Origin of the sequence: Mycoavidus sp. SF9855, assembly GCF_024582735.1 — a bacterium.
Taxonomy (GTDB): Bacteria; Pseudomonadota; Gammaproteobacteria; order Burkholderiales; family Burkholderiaceae; genus Mycoavidus.
The window spans coordinates 1,233,540-1,251,538 of sequence record NZ_CP102085.1 but is presented as its reverse complement, the minus strand read 5'-3'; the positions used below and the strand labels follow the sequence as shown (position 1 = coordinate 1,251,538).

Genomic DNA, 17,999 nt, shown 5'->3' with positions numbered 1-17,999 from the left:
CATATCACCTGGATTTCGTCCTTGAGGCTTGAAAATATATGCATCGCATCGTGATCGTGGGGGGCGGTGCCGGCGGACTTGAGCTTGCAACCCGCCTAGGTAACCGTCTTGGCGCCCGCCAAACCGCCCAAATTGTCTTGGTTGACCGCAACCCGACCCATCTTTGGAAGCCGCTCCTGCATGAAGTTGCTGCCGGCAGCATGGATCCATTTATGCATCAGCTTGAGTATGCTGCCCAAGCACATTGGCATCATTTTAAATTTCAACTCGGTGCATTGAGCGGTCTTAATCGTGTAGCGAAGACCATTACGCTGGCCGCTGTTAATGATCTTGATGGCTCTGAATTATTGCCTTCTCGCGAATTGGCGTATGACACCCTCGTGATAGCCATCGGCAGCACCACGCATTTTTTTGGGGTAGCAGGTGCTCAGCAATACGCGCAGGCGTTGGATACTGCAGCGCAAGCACAAGCATGCCATCGTCGTTTACTGGCTGCATGCATGCGCGCTGATGCAAACCCAGGTAGTTCTGACGCACGGCCGCGGATCCAAATTGCGATTGTTGGCGGAGGTGCAACTGGCGTTGAACTATCGGCTCAATTGCGTCAAACCGCCCAAATATTAGCCACCTATGGTTTACACCCGCTGGACCCCAAGCATGATATCGGTATCGTGCTGATTGAAGCCGGGCCACGCATCTTGCCGGCTTTGTCTGAACATGTCTCAAAAGCAACCGCTGCCTTGCTCGCTAAACTCAATGTTGAAATCATGGTGAACGAGCAAGTGGCCAGTGTCTCGGATAAAGCACTGTACACGGCGAGCGGCAAAACCCTACCCGTAGATCTTACCGTATGGGCCGCGGGCATTAAAGCACCCGCCATACTCAGTCAACTGGATGGGCTGGCAACGAATCCACGGGGTCAGTTGAAGGTCCATGCCACGCTGCAAACTGAAACCGATCCTGACATTTTTGCCTTTGGCGACTGTGCCAGCTGTCCGTGGCCAGAGCAGAACACAACCATCCCCCCGCGCGCGCAAGCTGCACATCAGCAGGCCAATTTTTTGAGACGCGCATTAACGCGCCGGCTTAAAGGCGCGCCGCTTCCTAATTTCCGTTATCGTGATTTTGGCTCACTGGTTTCGCTAGGTCACTTTAGCGCGGTAGGTCATTTAATGGGCGGGGTGATGGGCGGCAGTCTATTTATTGAGGGACTGTTTGCGCGTTTTATGTATATGTCATTGTATCGGCTGCATATTGCCGCGTTACATGGTTTTATACGTATGGCAACGGATACGGTGGCGCATTGGTTACGCCGTTCAATTTCGCCGCGGGTGAAGTTGCATTAAAAGGGTGTTTACTCCTATTGACGTATCACCTTAGTGTGCTAGAATCAAAATTAAAAGGAGAAGGTTCTGGTATTTTTAGGCAATACTGTTTAGTTAAATATCAATTTCATATTTTTTAAAAAAATCATATGAGACCAACACAGGGGGGATGAGATGAGTAATAAAATACAAATTAAGAGAGTAAAGAATTTATCAGCCGAAGATTTTTCGGGGCTCGCCAAACTTTACCAGCCGCTTATAATAGAAAATGCGATTGAGGATTGGAAAGCGCTGACTAGATGGTCGCCTGATTATCTGCGTCAAAGCTTAGGAAATTTTCAAGTCAAGTTTAAACAGTCTGATACTCATGTTCATCCAAATATGAGGTCGCATTATAACGTCAAAGAGCCTGCATCAATATGGAGCCATCTATTTAAAAGCAGGGGTCAAAATTCATCCAAAGAGGTAGCACCCTTTAAAAGCACGAATTTGGGGGAGTATTTGGATTTGATTAGCGATCCCGTTAAAGGTGCGCACTATTATTTAACCGGTGATGAGCTATTGGTTTTTGATGAGGGACAATGGTCGCCTAACCTTGAGGTTCTGCGAGACGATTTTAGAGTGCCAGGCTATTTTGAAGAGAAGAGCATGAACTCGGCAGGATTATGGTTCAGTGCGAAAGGTGTGCGCTCCCATCTTCACTTTGACGGGGGTGGAAGTCACAATTTAAATGCCCAGATCACTGGAAAAAAATACGTCCAAATGTATTCTCCATTTCAGATGAGTTGTTTGTATCCATATTATTGTACTTATTCTTCAAAGAAGGGGCCTTATCATTTCTCAGAAATCGACGTAGAAAATTTTGATATAAATAAATTCCCTCGATTTCAGGACGCAAAATGCTACGAAGGGGAAATTGGTGAAGGGGACATGCTATTTATTCCCGCTTACTGGTATCACTCGTTCAAGCACCTCGGCAAGTTTAATAGTAATATTAACTTTTGGTGGATTCCTGACTCCATTCCTCTATCTCCCGTTTCTGTTAGAGACACCCTTATGCGAGCCACACAACAACTGCTGCCCAAAAGTAAGGAGGCGCCATTTGGTTTGTTAAAATGGGCTAATCGTCTTGAGGAAAAAATTATACACGAGGCATTTGAAGGGAGCGCTGGTAAATTATCGAGAACCGGAGTGCGGCTTTGATATTATTTAGCTGCTAGATAAAAACCAAGTCGGGTAGGAAAAGAGGGGGCAAATGACGTTGCCCCCTCTTGCATGTATGCCGAATATCAACTCTTGGATGGCAGAAGCATTCGGCTATTGAGCGTACTTGATGAGTTTAACCGTGCGGGACTGCTGACCCATACGAAGCGGGAAAATAGCACTCCGGCAGCCAAAGTCAGGCCGACTAGAAGGCCAATCCACATTCCCGTCGCGCCCCAGTTACGCGTAATCGACAACCACCAGCCAACCGGCATGCCCACTACCCAATAAGCAAAAAATGTAATAACGATCGGCATGCGCATATCTCTCACGCCCCGCAAAGCGCCCCAGCATGCGGTTTGAAGACCGTCCGAGATCTGCAGTAGACCCGCGAGTTGGATAAGTATTGCCACACTAGCGGTCATGGCGGGGTCCTGCGTATAAAGCGAGACGATTGCACCGGGGATTAGCAGTATTAAGCCGGCCGACAATAGCTGGGTACCAAGAGTCATGGCAATCCCAGTAAAGCCGGCTCGCGATACTTCAGCCGGATTACCGCGCCCGTACGCTTGTGCTACGCGCACGGAAATTGCTATTGATAGGCCATAGGATACTGTGCAGGCGATCGCCTCGACACTCATAGCGATCTCGTGATTTGCTACGGCCACGGCACCAGCGCGTCCGATAACAAGCGCAGACGCAATAAAGAATCCCCCCTCCATCAGACGCGTTATGCCTACCGACACGCCGAATTTCAGGAGATCAAACATCACACGCAGATTGGGTATTTTGCTGCCTATTTGGCGTCTTAAGTCGCGGTAACAATCACTACGGCAGACATAAAACAGAAAAGCCAGCGCCTGAATCCAAGCCACGATGACAAGCGCTATGCCACTGCCGACTGCGCCAAGCGCTGGTACACCTAATGCGCCATACATGAAGACGTAACCAACTGGGCCAGTCAGCACGAGTCCGAGCAAAATGAAGGCAAGCGTCAGTCGCGCCCTTGACAATCCTTCAGACAGCCCTCGGCAGGCGCAGAAGATGCCAAGCGCTGGCCCGGCTAAACATATCGTATTTAGGAAAGCGCGGGTATCGCGGACCAACTCCGGCGTCACCACCATGGTCTGAATTAACAGTGGGCCAAGAAGATATTCAGCTGCCATCAAAACCATGCTGAGCATCACGTTAAGCCACAGTGCTTGCAAAAAAAGCGGCCCCACTTCCGCGCGCCGGCCCGCGCCATCAAGTTGCGCGACCGAAGTTTGTAAGGCCATCATGACGCCGTAGAAAATAATCACAGCGAGCATCCAGATACTTGATCCGAGTGCGATCGGTGCGAGAACATGGGGGCCCAGCCGACCTGCAAGCATGACATTGATTAAAGTGATGCCGAGAGCAGAGAGCTGTCCCCCAAACAGTGGCAAGGCAAGCCCGAAGGTTGCACGGATCTCTTTTTGGATCTGAGGCCAAGTGGACAGAAGCCTAATGGCAAAGCCGATTGGCTTCATTTCACACTCATAAGAACCTTGCGCACGGTGTCAAAAATCTGCTCGATCTGTGCCTCTTCAATAATCAATGGAGGCGCGAAAGCGACGAAGTCACCTGCATGGCGGATGAGCACTCCAGCCTCGAAGCACCCATCGAAAATTTCTTGAGATCGCTCACCTATCCCATTCGGCCGGGATTCGAGTTCAATGCCGGCACATAAACCGAGATTACGAATATCTTTCACATGGGGGGCATCGCGTAGCGCATGCGCCGCACGTTCGAAAGCAGGTGCGAGCGAAGCAGCTCGCTCAAAGAGCCCTTCCTTTTGGTATAAATCAAGGGTTGCGATGGTAGCGGCGGCGGCAGTCGGATGTGCGGAATAAGTATAGCCATGGTATAGGTCGGCTTCTCCGGGTGCGCTGTTAGCAATAATTGTGTCATATACCTGTCGATGCGCAGCAACAGCGCCCATCGGGACCGTTCCATTATTAATCGCTTTGGCCATTGTCAGCAAATCTGGGGTAACGCCAAAAAAAGCCGAAGCGGTTGCTTTGCCAAGGCGACCGAAGGCCGTGATCACTTCGTCGAAGATCAACAAAATACCATGCTTAGAGGTAATTTCGCGTAATCTCTGTAAATAGCCCTGCGGCGGTACGAAGACGCTACCCGCCATCGGATCAACAATCACTGCAGCGATAGTCGAAGGGTCACGCAAGGCAACTAGTCTTTCAAGGTCATCGGCCAGATGTGCGCCCCAAGTGGGTTGGCCACGCGAGAAAGCGTTATGCTCGAGATTATGGATTGATGGCATATGGTCGACATTTGGCAACAGTGCGCCCGCAAAGGCTTTGCGATTGACCGATACACCACCGACCGATGTGCCGCCGAAGCCAGCGCCATGATAGCTGCGCTCTCGACCGATAAAGCCAGTACGTTGGCTTTCGCCGCGTGCCTGATGATAGGCGAGGGCAATTTTAAGCGCGGTATCGACTGCTTCTGAGCCGGAATTCGTGAAAAAAATCCGATCAAGGCCCTCCGGCATTAGTTTGGCGACTTTCGCGGCAGCTTCAAAAGCAAGTGGATGCGCAAACTGAGTGGTTGGCGCATAATCAAGCTTGGCCATCGCAGCACTGACCGCCGAAGTGATTTCCTCACGGCAGTGTCCGGCGGCGACACACCACAGGCCCGCGCAAGCGTCAAGTATCTGTTGACCATCACTCGAACGATAATACATGCCCTTGGCTGATTCAAGTAGGCGCGGCGCCGCCTTAAATTGGCGGCTGGCCGTGAAAGGCATCCAAAAATGTGACATGTCATCAGTAAAAGCGTGAAAGGCCATGTGGATGGTCTCCATTAAAAGGGTTAGAGTTCACATTATTAGTTGAGCGTATCAATGCATTAGCTATCTATGCTTTCAATCAGGCTCTTAGGACGCATATCGGTCCAGTTTGCTTCGATATAGTTCATACATGCCTGGCGCGCGTCGGGTCCATGAACGCTGCGCCAGCCTGCAGGCACTTCTACCAAGTCAGGCCACAGCGAGTGTTGATTCTCGTCATTTACCAGCACAAGAAACCTGCCATTAGGGTCATCAAAAGGATTGCTCATTTTAAAATCCTATTTTCTACGAGTTTATGAAATGGCTGCGGCGCTAGGTTTCAGAATTTTTGCTCCCCAGGATTCAGTCGCTTGATCATTCTTGGGTTTGCATAATCCGGAAGACTCTTTTCTGTAAGTCATAGATAAAGGATTACACATCAATACCTTAATAATTCGTGAACCCAACCCCGGCATGCCTGCATGCGCGAGCTTCAAATTATCTATGATAATAAAATCACCTTTCTGCCAGAGGAAAGACGAGTAATATCTGCGCGTCAGATTGGCTAGCAATTTGATGTCCTCTTTTGTAAATGCATGTCCGACACGAAGTCCATCTGTTTCAGAGTTTGGTATTATTTTATTAGGCGATTCGAATATCCTACCCATAAGACTGGGGCCATCTCTAAAATAAACTATCGGGTGCCTTAGCATAAAAAGGTTGCGCCTGAGATAGGGCATACTCCAAACGGCTCTATGCAGGCACCATTTGAAAGAGGAATAATCAGGCGCAAAGGCTTTGATTAATTCCGGTGACAAGCCATGTCCATTGAGCTCGCCGCCGAAGTGAATGGCGAGTGCTTTCTCATGAGTTGTAGGATGCTCGGTAACACTTGGCTTATACATAAAAGCATAGCCATCGCCACGATAATCAGTTATGGACATGCCCATTTTGGTACAAAAAGATTTTGCCTCGTCATACGATAAATTATATCTTTTGCCAATCTGGGAGATACTGAACATACCCGCCAAATAGGGTTGACGCTCTAACCTTAACTTTAAGTCTTCTGGGAGATGGCTATATATCTGGCAGGTATTGAATAAGCCTGTTTCACCTCCCAACAGTGGTGGCTTTTGGCAAAAAAAGGAGATGAACCTCGGTACGTCAGGGACATAGTAACTTTCAGTATGGATTCCTCCAACTGGATCCAGTGTGCCCCCAGTTTTAAAATTTGTGCTCGGATGGATCACATGGCGGGTTCCATTCACGAGCGTTCTGCCGGGTTCCGACATCATCATCTCACTCATGCCACTCATCCCTTGGATAGCAAGCACCTGCTCTTCAAAATCAGACGACGAGCGTACATCAAACCCACGAAATAGGATTGCCCCATGCTTTTCAAGAGCGGAAATGATTTCCGCTGAATTTTCTTTCATGAAGCCATGGAGAAAATCCAAGCTACGTGTACGCAAAGGCTCAATCACCAAAGGAGTGTGATTTTCGTCGGTATGAGCAGCCCTTTCACTAGGTTTGAGCGTGCGAACAGAAATACCACTATATTTATTTTCCATTTTTTTAACCAATTTCTATAAGTGAAAAAAATTTAAGATGATTTTTTCTCATCTCCCCTTTATAAATGACTACGCCACTTTTTTATTTTTTTCAACATCCCTATCTAAAAGGAAACTAACCACGGATTCTATGTAATGATCCCCTAAGTGTGGATATTCAAAACCGATTTCATGCAGTCTATTTATTGTATTTTTTGCGCACATAACTATAGGAGGTTGACTGTTTTTGAATGAATCACCTTTTTCTTCATCGGATTCATAATGATCAGTAATGGATAATAACGCTATTAAATTTTCATTATGCGTCTCACTTGCTATACGCCTCAATTCTTTTACCCACTTTCCAAAGCTAATATTTTCTATTGCAACGCTTTCTCTGTCGTTAATATATTTTACAAATTCATGTAACTCTAGTGACTGATGAGCAATGATGTGCGTGATTTGATGATGCTTATTTTGGTGCACTGCCAGTTTGACAATAGCTCGCGCGGCATAATCAACCGGAGTTTGAAGAAAGCGTTTTGTGGTATTAAAAGACAAGCCGAGCAGCGCAATTGCGCGAATAATGCGGTAGGTGCTGTCATGCGTATTGCAATACCCGTTGGTGGAATCTGCTGTAATTCGGCCGAGCCTGTAAATACTGCATGGGATGCCGCGCGTGGCTGCTGCGCTTATCAAATGCTCAGCAACCCATTTGCTTTGGACGTAGCCATTAGCCATGGAGGCAGTAGATGTATCACTTTCTTCTGTGAATATGCCTGATGCTGCCTGCGCCGCAACCGATAAAGTGGAGACATAATGTAAACTTTTATCACGGCCTGTTGCTGCCAGGCGGATTAGAGTCTCAGTGGCAAGCACATTAGCTTGGCGTAATTCATGATAAGAAAAGAAATGATTGACTGCGGCACCATTATGAACAATGGCGTCGAGCTTGTCTGAAAGGAAGGTTAACTGATGTTTGGCAAGGCCCAAATTTTCTTTAGACAGATCACCACATAGAGTAGAAAATCTGTTTATATCTATATCTTGTCTGCCAATTTCTTTCAGTGCAGATACAATTCGTTTTTTTGCCTCTTGCTCATTTTCTGAGTTTACCAAGCAAATAACATGTGCATTGGTTTGTTGCAATAGTTCTATCAGTAAATAACGCCCAACGAAACCTGTCGCACCCGTAAGCAAAACATTTTCCCAAGCTCCGTTAAAATCATTGGGTGTCATTTTCCTAGTAACGTCCTCCGCTAAAATCGCATCGGCCATCATTAACTGTTCTGTCCCGTCCGAATCTTCGGATTGGGCAGCAATCAGTGTGTTTGATTCGATACGCTCAGCAAGTTTTGCAACGCTATCGGCTTCAAACAGCATCCGAACAGGTACTTTGACCTTAAATACTTCTTGTATTCGCAAAGTCAACTGTACCGCCGATAAAGAATGCCCCCCGAGATCGAAGAAGCTATCGTCGATGCCCACACGCGGTAGACCAAGAACTTTGGCGAATAAGGTCGCCAGCGCGTGCTCTTGGGAAGTGCTTGGAGCACGGAAACGTTCAAAGGTAAAATCAGGTGCCGGCAGCGCTTTGCGGTCGAGTTTCCCATTTGGCGTGAGGGGCAGAGCCTCTAGCAGAATGATCGAGGCAGGCACCATATAATCAGGCAGTTGTTGTGCCAATTGTCGGCGCAACACGACTGGATCTATAGGCGTGCCGTCTGCATGGGCGACAACATAGCTAATCAGTTGTTTAGCGCCGGAATGATCCTCGCGCGCAATCACCGCGACTTGCTCCACCGCTGGATTGCGACGTAGCACAGCCTCAATTTCACCCAGTTCGATGCGAAACCCCCGTATCTTGACTTGGTCGTCGGTACGTCCAAGAAAATCTAGGGCGCCATCGGGGCGCCATTTTATGAAATCACCACTGCGATACATTCGGCTGCCGGGAGGGCCAAAAGGATTGGCGACGAAACGTTCGGCAGTTAAGCCAGGACGGTCGAGATAGCCTCGGGCTAGCCCCGCACCGGCAATATATAGCTCGCCTCCCACACTGATAGGCACAGGCTGTAATCCATTATCCAGCACATATACTTGTGTGTTCGAAATCGGCCTCCCCAATGGTAGAAAAGGTGTCGTCTCCAATGGGAACTCAGGTTGCAACTCTCCGATTAAAACACCAATGGTTGTTTCTGTCGGGCCATAGTGATTCACGACTCGGCTTCCCCTCCAGTTCAGCTTAATCGCGGCAGCTATATTTCCATCAACCCGTTCACCCCCTAAAAAAAACATTTTATTCGAATCATCGCCTTTTTGAGGTAATGATTTCATCAGAGAGGCCAAATGGCTTGGTGTTATTTTTAGCGTGCATTCATCTTTTAAACTCTTTTTTGCAAAGAGTTCTGAGCTTAGTATTTCGTCATCGTCGACGATAATTAACTTTCCCCCTGAGAAAATAGCACCATACAGCGATGTATTTCCTAAATCGGCTGCTACATTCGAAATCCATACCATATTATTATTTTTATTAATCCAAGGTGTGATGGCGTGGATATAGTTAATTAAAGAGGAGTGAGTGACGATAACTCCTTTAGGGGTCCCCGTAGAACCCGACGTGTAGATCACATAGGCCGGATGGCGCGGATCGAGCGGGCGCATGCGATCTTGATCGGTTGGCGCAGTTTCTGGGTAAGTTTCAAGGGCAGCCTGCAGTTCTGGATCGTCTAACTGCAACGCTAAAAAAGCGCTTGCTAAGGTATCTTGGCTGAGTCTAAGTAATACGGCAGGCTGCGCATCGCTTAAGGTGGTGAATAGCCGCTCGGCAGAAGAGTGGGGATCAAGGGGAAGATAGGCCGCGCCGGCTTTGAGGGCTGCGAGCAACGCAATCACCATATATGGCGAGCGCGGTATCGCGATGGCCACAACATCTTCAGGGCCAATGCCCTGTGCTATCAAGTAGTGAGCGAGGCGGTTAGCTTGTGCATTGAGTTCGGCATAACTGATCGACTGGTCCTCAAAGGCTAAGGCGATAGCATCGGGGGCCTTAGCGACTTGAGCCTCGAATAGCGCAGGCAAGGTTATTTTGTGAACTGGATGGGCGGTGTCATTCCACTCTACGAGTAGCTGTTGCCGTTCGGTGTCATCAAGTAACTCAAGGCAGCCAATTGGCTGATCTGAATTCTGGGCGATCGCCTCAAGCAGCCGGACAAAGCGCTGTGCCAGTTGCGCAATAGCCTTGTGATCGAACAAGTCAGTCGCGTATTGGATAATTCCACTCAGTCCACTACCATTCTCACTGGGCGCTTCGTTAAAATGAAAAGAGAGGTCAAATTTGGCGACTGGCAATTCAATGTCTTCAGCCTGCAGGTGCAGTCCAGGCAAATCGAATTGTGGCAGGGCATTGTTTTGCAACGCCAACAAGACTTGGAACAATGGATGATGCGCGGTCGAGCGTGGTGGGTTCAGAACTTCTACCAGCCGTTCGAATTGGAGATCTTGATGTGCATAGGCAGCCAAGCAGGTCTCCTTCACCTGCTGTAGCAGTTGACTGAAGCTGGGGTTTCCCGAAGTATTGGTACGCAACACTAGAGTATTGACAAAACAACCAATTAGATCATCCAGTGCCTCATCGGTTCGCCCGGCAATGGGGCTGCCTACTGGGATATCGGTGCCTGCTCCCATGCGGGTCAGTAAACTGGCCAGCGCGGCTTGTAGCACCATAAACAAGCTTACCTGGTGCTCACGAGCCAAGACTAATAATTTGCTATATAGCGCGGGATCAGTATTGAAGAAGAAGCAAGCGCCCCTGTGGCTGGCTATGGATGGATGCGGTCTATCGGTTGGCAACGTTAAGCGCTCGGGCAGGCCGGCTAGCGCTTGCTGCCAATACGTGAGTTGCTGTCCAATCAGGCTGTCGGGGTCATCTTCGTGGCTAAACAGATTCCGCTGCCATAGCGTATAGTCCGCGTACTGCACAGGCAGTTGCGCCCAGGCTGGAGGCCCACCGTGAAGCCGAGCCGTATAGGCTTGGCTGAGGTCACGAGCGAATGGTGCTAATGACCAGCCGTCGCCAGCACTGTGGTGCAAGAGCACGAGCAGTACGTGTTCTTGAGCGTCGAGTTGAAACAGCGTGGCGCGTAGCGGAATTTCATGACATAAGTTAAAAGGGTGGGCTGCTGCTTGGCTTAACGTGTGCGGCAACCTTTCTTCAGTGACCTCAACGGCTTCCAAGGAAAAACATAGCTCTTCGACTGAAAAAATACGCTGAGCGGGGAGGTCATTGGTTTCGGTGAAACCGGTTCGCAGGCTTTCGTGGCGCGCGAGGAGATCTCGAAAAGCGGCTTGCAATGCATTTACATCCAACGCACCTGACAAGCGCAGGGTAAAAGGGATGTTATAAGTTGCGCTGTGCCCATCAAGTTGCTGAATAAACCACTGTCTGCGCTGCGCGAAAGATAACGGCAGCGGCTCAGGCCGCTGTTGCCGGCGTAGCGGCGGACGAACGGCGGCATTTTGCACAAAAAGTTGCGCTAAACCTATGACGGTGGGTGTTTCGAACAGCGTACGAATAGTGAACTCAACACCCAGAATCTTGCGAATGCGGCTCACTAAGCGCATGGCCAACAGCGAATGCCCGCCTAAGTCGAAAAAACTGTCATCGATGCCTACCCGTGGCACCCCCAGGATTTCGGCGAACAACTCAGCCAGTTTTTGCTCTCTCGGAGAACGCGGCGCACGATAATGATCCGAGACAAACTCCGGCTCAGGGAGTGCACGGCGGTCAAGCTTGCCGTTGGGTGTTAAAGGCAGTGCATCCAAGCGCACGAAGGCCGCCGGCATCATATACTCAGGCAACTTGGCTGCGAGGTGCTCGCGTAGCCTGCGGGCGAGCTGTTCATCAGGCTCAGCCACGACATAAGCGATGAGCCGCTTGTCGCCGCCTTCACCTAACGCGAGCACGGTTGCTTCCCGTACCTGTGAATGCTCGATGAGGCGCGCCTCAATCTCACCAAGTTCAATCCGAAAGCCCCGGATCTTGACCTGATGGTCGTTGCGGCCCAGGAACTCCAAATTGCCATCAGGCAAATAGCGGGCCAAATCGCCCGTCTTATAAATACGAGCACCCTCACGATCGCAGAACGGATCGGAGAGAAACCGCTCAGCGGTCAATTCGGGCCGGTTCAAATAGCCGCGTGCGACACCCGCCCCGCCAATGTACAACTCGCCTATTACGCCCAGCGGCACAGGCTGGCCATAAGCATCCAGTAGATAAATTTTAAGATCCGGAATCCGTACCCCAACCGGACTACCGATTTGCTTGCTATCTTGCTGCTGCATCGGTCGGTAGGTGGCATGCACAGTGGTTTCTGTGGTGCCATACATATTCAACAATTGAGGAGAATCTTCTGAGCGGGTCGCGTACCATTCCTGTAACACGGTGGGCTCAAGCGCCTCGCCCGCGAAGATGACATAACGTAAACGGTCACGCAATTCACTTTGCGCCTGGCTGCTGATCAATGGCTTAAAAGCGCTGGGTGTCTGATTTAATACGGTGACGCCTTGTTCGCAAACCAAGCGGTAAAACTCTTGCGGTGAACGCGTAATAAAATGTGGCACGAGGATCAGCTTGCCACCATAGCGCAAGGCTCCCCATAGCTCCCAGACGGAGACATCAAAGGCAAAGGAGTGGAACAGACACCAGGTATCGTGCTGATCGAAGTGATACCAAGCTTCGGTGGCGTCGAACAGACGAGTAATCTGAGTGTGCTCTACCATCACTCCCTTAGGCTTGCCGGTGGAGCCGGAAGTGTAGATGATATAGGCGAGATGATGAGGCGTAAGCCCAGAGATGTGTGGGTTGCTGGTGGCTGACTCTGACAGTCTATTTGGATCGAGCACAGTCAACGAGGCGAGGGCTGTCTCACCTAGTGCAGCGCGCCCAGCTGTATCGGCTAGCAGAATCGACGGCGCGGCATCGGCGAGGATGTGCATCAGGCGCTCGCCTGGATACACTGGATCAAGTGGCACATAGGCACCGCCCGCCTTCAAGATCGACAGCAAGCCGATGACCATCGCTGGTGAGCGTTCCACGCAGATCGCCACCCGAGCATCCGGTTGCACACCCAGCTCAATCAGCTGATGGGCAAGGCGGTTAGCGTGCGCATTGAGTTCGGCATAACTTAATACTTGATCTTCATACACGAGCGCAGTGGCGTGCGGTGTACGCTCGACCTGCTCCTCGAACAACTGATGGATGCAGTGGTGCGCCGGATACTCACGCTCCGTCGCGTTCCATTCGACCAGTAACTGTTGCCGCTCTGCGGCATCAAGCAATTCGATGCTGCCAATTGGCTGATCAGGATTTTGGGTGATAGCCTCAAGCAGCCGAACAAAGCGCTGTGCCAGTTGCGCAATAGTCTTGCGATCGAACAAATCCGTCGCGTATTCAATCGTGCCCTCAAGCCCTGACTCATTCGGCGTCTCATTAAAATAGAAAGATAAATCGAACTGGGTGACCGTAGGCTCAACGCCTTCTACCCTCAGATGCACTCCAGAAGAATCGAATTGTGGCTGGAGATTGCTCTGTAGCGCTAACAAAACTTGGAACAATGGATGATGAGCCGTCGAACGCACTGGGTTCAGAACTTCCACTAGCCGTTCGAATTGGAGGTCCTGATGTGCATAGGCCGCCAAGCAAGTTTTTCTCGCTTGCTGCAACAGCTTACTGAAACTAGGGTTGCCCGAGGTGTCGGTACGTAACACCAGCGTATTGACAAAAAAGTTGGCAAGCTCATCCGCTGCTTTGTCGGTTGGCCCGGCAATGGGGCTACCTACCGGAATATCGGTGTCTGCTCCCAGGCGGGTTAGCAAACTGGCCAGTGCGGCCTGTAGCACCATAAACAAGCTTGCCTGGTGCTCACCAGCCAAGACTAATAATTTGCTATGCAAAGGGGCATCAAGATGCAAGGGGAAGTGAGCGCCTCTGTGGCTGGCTATGGGCGGATGCGGTCTATCGGTTGGCAATGCCAATCGCTCGGGCAGTCCAGCCAGCGTTTGCTGCCAATACGTGAGTTGCTGTGCTATGAGGCTGTCGGGGTCATCTTTATGCCCAGACGGCGAATGAATTAGTTGGCCTTGGTGAAGAGACCGCGTAGGAGCTCCGATGATATTGCTCATAAATTTCCTCTAATCTATGTAACTTCTCGACTGCGGACTTATGCTTCTAAAAAATGTATTGAACTCTTTTCTACGGCGTTAGTTAAAGCTTCTCTAATGAGGCTCACTGCCCAGTTTGCGTACCCTAATACCCTAGCACGGAATACAAAAATGGTTAACACGCCCAATGATTACGGGCATCTAGATCCGCTCATTTGCTAAAAGTACTATTATCCCTAAAGCGCGCGCTGCTTGCCTTTATGACCTCAAATCTTTCATCCATTCGGACTCAAACTGAGATTCTCCTTCGTTTTTTACTCTCCAAGGTTTTCCGTAGTAATCACAGAAAAACCTTACACTTATACTTTGAATTTATCATGATTCATTACGCGATACAGCCACTCCCCTTTGACTTAATGATTATGCGGGTAAAGGTAATGCGTAAAAAGAAACAGGATTAATGCTATACCATAATCGGGCGATTTTCAAGCCATTTTTTTCACGCTCCTAATCTTCCAGATAATCACGCTCCGTTGCATGCTACTCAACTGGCAACGGCTGCCGCTCTGCGGCATTAAGCAGATCAATGCTGCTAATGAGTTGTGTGGGTTGGGTGGCAAGGGCGTCCAGGAATTTTAAAAAGCGGTGTTGGTGCGCAATCAGCTCATCAGTCGTGTAGAGCATTGGGTTCGCGTTAAAGTCAATGCGTAGCGGACGGTCGTCGGATTGGGTATAGACCGCGATCATCAGATCTTCGACCGGTCCATTAAGAAGGTTATGATTGGTCGACGCATGCTCGCCAAAAAAGAGGCCATAGTCAAACGTCATGATATTGACGGTGGGACCAAATAATCGTCGGCTTGGCACGTGCCTAAGCCCTCGCCGTAATTCTTCATAGTGGTAGCGTTGATGCCGAAACCCGTGTTGAATCTCTTGCGCCGCTTGTTCTACCAATGAAGATAGGCTCGTGTCCGACTGCACCGTGAGGCGGATAGGCAAAACATTAGACGCTGTGCCAGGAATGCGCCGATCTTCGCCCAAACGAGCTGTAACCGGAAAACCCAACACCACGTCTCGAGTACCCGTCAAACAATGAAGATAGGCTGCCATGGCAGCAATCACGAGCTGCGCCAAACGACTTGCGTCAGGAGCATAAGTGCGCACCGATTGAGAGGATAGGTAAGCTGTTTGACGAAGGCGGTGATGCAAAGCGGGGGCTTGCCGATCTGCAAGCGTCACCGCTTTAGGCCAATCCATACAGTGTTTAAGCCAATAGGCCTGGTCCTTTGTAAAGTGCACAGAGGTGTGGTAGCGGGTATCATTCTCGAGCAGCAGCGATACAGGCCCGAAGGGGCACTCGCTCGCCGCCACGCCTTTAACCCGCGCGCTATACACCTGCGCCATGCGTTGCGCGATGAGAGCGAATCCGACGCCATCCATCACAATATGGTGGGTACGCTGATACCAAAAAAATCGCTCGGGTGCGACTTTTAACAACGCATAACAAAACAGCGGGCTGTGCAGAAGGTCAGCTGGTTGCTCATAGTCGGCTCTCATCCAGGCCTCGGCAGCGGCCTGAGGATCAACGTCTGTGCTGACATCGATCAAAGGTAGTGACCAATCCGGTGAACCGACATATTGTTGTGGGCCATCGTCACCATCAATGAACTGAAGGCGTAGGCTTTCTGCTTCCGCAATCACTTGCCGCAAGGCAGCCTCGAACAAGGTCGGGTCAACGGCGCCATGGATTTCCGTGAACTGGCCGATGTTGTAGACAGGGCAGTCGGGGTTGAGTTGCTCAGCGAGCCAAATCTCTATTTGCGCGGCGGATAAAGGATAAATTACCGGATTGATACAAGCAGACATAAATCACCTCGAGCAAAAAAAAGTTAAAGGTCGGCCCTAGACCGATGGGCCTTACGACAGAGCCTAAACAGATTTCAACGCAACAGGCGAAAGATGCGAAGTAAGAAGATCCCGATCGTATTCACGGTTTCACTCAGACCGTTAACCACTCCAACTGAGTAATGACCAAGCGTCTCCAACTTAGCAGCCAATATAGATACGGCCTCACTTAGCCGATTCAAAAATATGCTGATTTTTTGATCCATCGTGCAATTACCTTTTTTCTTGTTTTAGGTGAACCCTCAACACTGCACGAACATTAATCTAGGCGACACTCAAGCTGCAACAGAAACTCATTCCCTACGCTTGCCAAGCCCTTATTTTCACCTATCTCCACGCCCAATTTTATGACTGAGGGCACCCCTTAGTTACTAAAGAGGTCAGACAACAGTATTTTTTACTTTGAAGCTAAATTCTGAATGACTATAGCAAGGGCCTTAAAATTTTGCAAGACAAAATTCCCATTAACACAGGGCGATTGCGCTTATCTGATAAGCCAATGAACAATGCAATCTTGACTGATATTATCCTGATAAAAAGATTATATGAATTTCAGAAAATCTATTTTTACTATTGGCTCTTCAGAAGAAATATGGTTGCGTGCGGATATTGGGCAAACAGGGGAGAAAATAGTATTTGGCTTAGCCGCAGTATTGGTTTTGGCGTTACAGGCTTATTGTTGTGGCGTCGCTTTATAGTCGAGCTAGGAAATGTACTCAGACTAAGAAAAAGTGTTTCATAAAGACGCATATCGCTCTGAGGAAGTTATCAAAAATGTTATCTCGATACTGTCTACCCAGTCGCAACGGGTCGCTTAGGATCAGCACACCACTCACTCCACGAACCAGCGTAAAGCGCAGCCCCATGCAAACCGGCAATTTCCATGGCTAACGCATTTAAGCATGCAGAAACGCCTGATCCGCATTGTAAGATAACCCGTTGTGCTGGCTTTTTATCCAACAGCGAATTGAATTCGTCGCGTAAAACGTGCGCTGGTTTAAAGTGGCCATCTGCCGTCAGATTATCTCTATAAAATCGATTGATGGCTCCTGGAATATGCCCGCCAACGGCATCAAGCGTTTCATTCTGACCGCGTTAACGATCGGCGGAACGCGCATCGATAAGTGTATATTGATGTGTACTCAGATTACGCATCACGGTGGTGACATCGGTAGTGACTGCAAGCGGTGCCGTAGGTTCAAAGTCACCTGATCGTGCTATGGGCCGTGTACTAGAAAGCGCCAGATTGGCTTTTTGCCATGCTTGCAAACCGCCATCAAGCACAGCAACGGCTTCATGACCCAGCCAACGTAATAGCCACCATAAGCGGGCCGCAAAGATCCCACCCTGCGCATCATAAGCAATCACTTGATGGTTATTGTGTAGGCCGCAAGCGGCTAGCTGTTGGGCAAGCGTTGCGCGTTCGGGCAGTGGGTGACGGCCATTTTGCCCTGTGCAAGGTCCAGACAGCACGTTGGCAAGATGTACATAGTGCGCGCCGGGCAGATGATGAGCCTGATAAGCAAACTTGCCGGCATTTTCGTCGGTCAGATCGAAACGACAATCCAAAAGAGTCATGGTTTCGGATCCGCTGGCGATCAATGCGGCAAGATTGGCGGCACTGATTAACGTTGTATAGCGATGAATAGACATAGAGAATGCTCCCTCACGGTATCTTCTCAATAACCCGGGGCGAACGGCGGCCAACTGCTCAAGTAGAGGCAGCGATGCGTTGTTCAACGAAGTGGGGCAGAAGCGGAATGTGATCGCTGCATGAAATGCGGTCGGTGAGGTAATCCCAGAACGAGATGCCCAGCTTGCGACAGGTTTTCTTCAGGCTGGAGAAGGTATCGCGACATTGCCGACCGAGCTCGCTTCGCGTGCCGCCACTGATCTTTTGCTTTTTCACGTGATCGCGAATGTCGCGTTCACTGTCGTTGGTATGGAGTGGAACCTCAGGGCGCTCTAACACCAGTAGCAACTAATAATTGAAAAACTAAAGTAAAGTGTTAAAAACTTGAAGCTCCTTAAGGCTGAGAAATGGCA

Annotated in this window: 10 protein-coding genes and 1 pseudogene; 3 read left to right on the top strand and 8 right to left on the bottom strand. The window is 49.6% G+C overall.

Annotated elements, in window-relative coordinates:
- The first annotated feature begins 38 nt into the window (after window positions 1-38).
- On the top strand, window positions 39-1,346 hold the full coding sequence (locus tag NQD60_RS04715; RefSeq protein ID WP_257099846.1) for an NAD(P)/FAD-dependent oxidoreductase: 1,308 nt from the start codon (window positions 39-41) through the stop codon (window positions 1,344-1,346).
- A 153-nt stretch (window positions 1,347-1,499) separates the two neighbouring features.
- Window positions 1,500-2,528, top strand: coding sequence for a cupin-like domain-containing protein (locus tag NQD60_RS04710; RefSeq protein ID WP_257099845.1), 1,029 nt, complete (start codon window positions 1,500-1,502; stop codon window positions 2,526-2,528).
- Between the two features lie 86 nt (window positions 2,529-2,614).
- Here NQD60_RS04710 and NQD60_RS04705 read toward each other — a convergent pair whose 3' ends face one another.
- The 6 genes from NQD60_RS04705 to NQD60_RS04680 all read right to left on the bottom strand — a co-directional run bounded on the left by NQD60_RS04705 (window position 2,615) and on the right by NQD60_RS04680 (window position 15,914).
- Window positions 2,615-4,039, bottom strand: a complete 1,425-nt coding sequence (locus NQD60_RS04705; protein WP_257099844.1) for an MATE family efflux transporter — start codon at window positions 4,037-4,039, stop codon at window positions 2,615-2,617.
- Window positions 4,036-5,358: an aspartate aminotransferase family protein gene (locus tag NQD60_RS04700; RefSeq protein ID WP_257099843.1), complete on the bottom strand. Its 1,323-nt coding sequence runs from the start codon at window positions 5,356-5,358 to the stop codon at window positions 4,036-4,038. Before NQD60_RS04700 ends, NQD60_RS04705 begins: the two co-directional genes overlap by 4 nt.
- A gap of 59 nt (window positions 5,359-5,417) precedes the next feature.
- Window positions 5,418-5,627 (bottom strand): MbtH family protein, encoded by a 210-nt coding sequence (locus tag NQD60_RS04695; protein WP_257099842.1) that lies wholly within the window; start codon window positions 5,625-5,627, stop codon window positions 5,418-5,420.
- 24 nt (window positions 5,628-5,651) lie between these two features.
- Entirely contained in the window at window positions 5,652-6,908 is a 1,257-nt protein-coding gene (locus tag NQD60_RS04690) for a TauD/TfdA family dioxygenase (protein WP_257099841.1), read from the bottom strand.
- A gap of 69 nt (window positions 6,909-6,977) precedes the next feature.
- Window positions 6,978-14,069, bottom strand: a complete 7,092-nt coding sequence (locus NQD60_RS04685; RefSeq protein ID WP_257099840.1) for a non-ribosomal peptide synthetase — start codon at window positions 14,067-14,069, stop codon at window positions 6,978-6,980.
- Window positions 14,070-14,588: 519 nt separating this feature from the next.
- Window positions 14,589-15,914, bottom strand: a complete 1,326-nt coding sequence (locus NQD60_RS04680; protein ID WP_257099839.1) for a condensation domain-containing protein — start codon at window positions 15,912-15,914, stop codon at window positions 14,589-14,591.
- 584 nt (window positions 15,915-16,498) lie between these two features.
- Here NQD60_RS04680 and NQD60_RS04675 point away from each other — a divergent pair.
- On the top strand, window positions 16,499-16,651 hold the full coding sequence (locus NQD60_RS04675) for a hypothetical protein (protein WP_257099838.1): 153 nt from the start codon (window positions 16,499-16,501) through the stop codon (window positions 16,649-16,651).
- A 94-nt stretch (window positions 16,652-16,745) separates the two neighbouring features.
- On the opposite strand, the pseudogene NQD60_RS04670 reads toward NQD60_RS04675, so the two are convergent.
- Window positions 16,746-17,606: pseudogene (locus NQD60_RS04670) on the bottom strand (sulfurtransferase).
- A 58-nt stretch (window positions 17,607-17,664) separates the two neighbouring features.
- On the bottom strand, window positions 17,665-17,925 hold the full coding sequence (locus NQD60_RS04665) for a hypothetical protein (protein WP_257099837.1): 261 nt from the start codon (window positions 17,923-17,925) through the stop codon (window positions 17,665-17,667).
- Between the last annotated feature and the right edge of the window lie 74 nt (window positions 17,926-17,999).

Bases quoted from the DNA above. Each gene is read 5' to 3' on its own strand.
- NQD60_RS04680 (WP_257099839.1), bottom strand. From the start codon at position 15,914: ATGTCTGCTTGTATCAATCCGGTAATTTATCCTTTATCCGCCGCGCAA.
- NQD60_RS04675 (WP_257099838.1), top strand. From the start codon at position 16,499: ATGAATTTCAGAAAATCTATTTTTACTATTGGCTCTTCAGAAGAAATA.
- NQD60_RS04705 (WP_257099844.1), bottom strand. From the start codon at position 4,039: ATGAAGCCAATCGGCTTTGCCATTAGGCTTCTGTCCACTTGGCCTCAG.
- NQD60_RS04700 (WP_257099843.1), bottom strand. From the start codon at position 5,358: ATGGCCTTTCACGCTTTTACTGATGACATGTCACATTTTTGGATGCCT.
- NQD60_RS04695 (WP_257099842.1), bottom strand. From the start codon at position 5,627: ATGAGCAATCCTTTTGATGACCCTAATGGCAGGTTTCTTGTGCTGGTA.
- NQD60_RS04715 (WP_257099846.1), top strand. From the start codon at position 39: ATGCATCGCATCGTGATCGTGGGGGGCGGTGCCGGCGGACTTGAGCTT.
- NQD60_RS04685 (WP_257099840.1), bottom strand. From the start codon at position 14,069: ATGAGCAATATCATCGGAGCTCCTACGCGGTCTCTTCACCAAGGCCAA.
- NQD60_RS04690 (WP_257099841.1), bottom strand. From the start codon at position 6,908: ATGGAAAATAAATATAGTGGTATTTCTGTTCGCACGCTCAAACCTAGT.
- NQD60_RS04710 (WP_257099845.1), top strand. From the start codon at position 1,500: ATGAGTAATAAAATACAAATTAAGAGAGTAAAGAATTTATCAGCCGAA.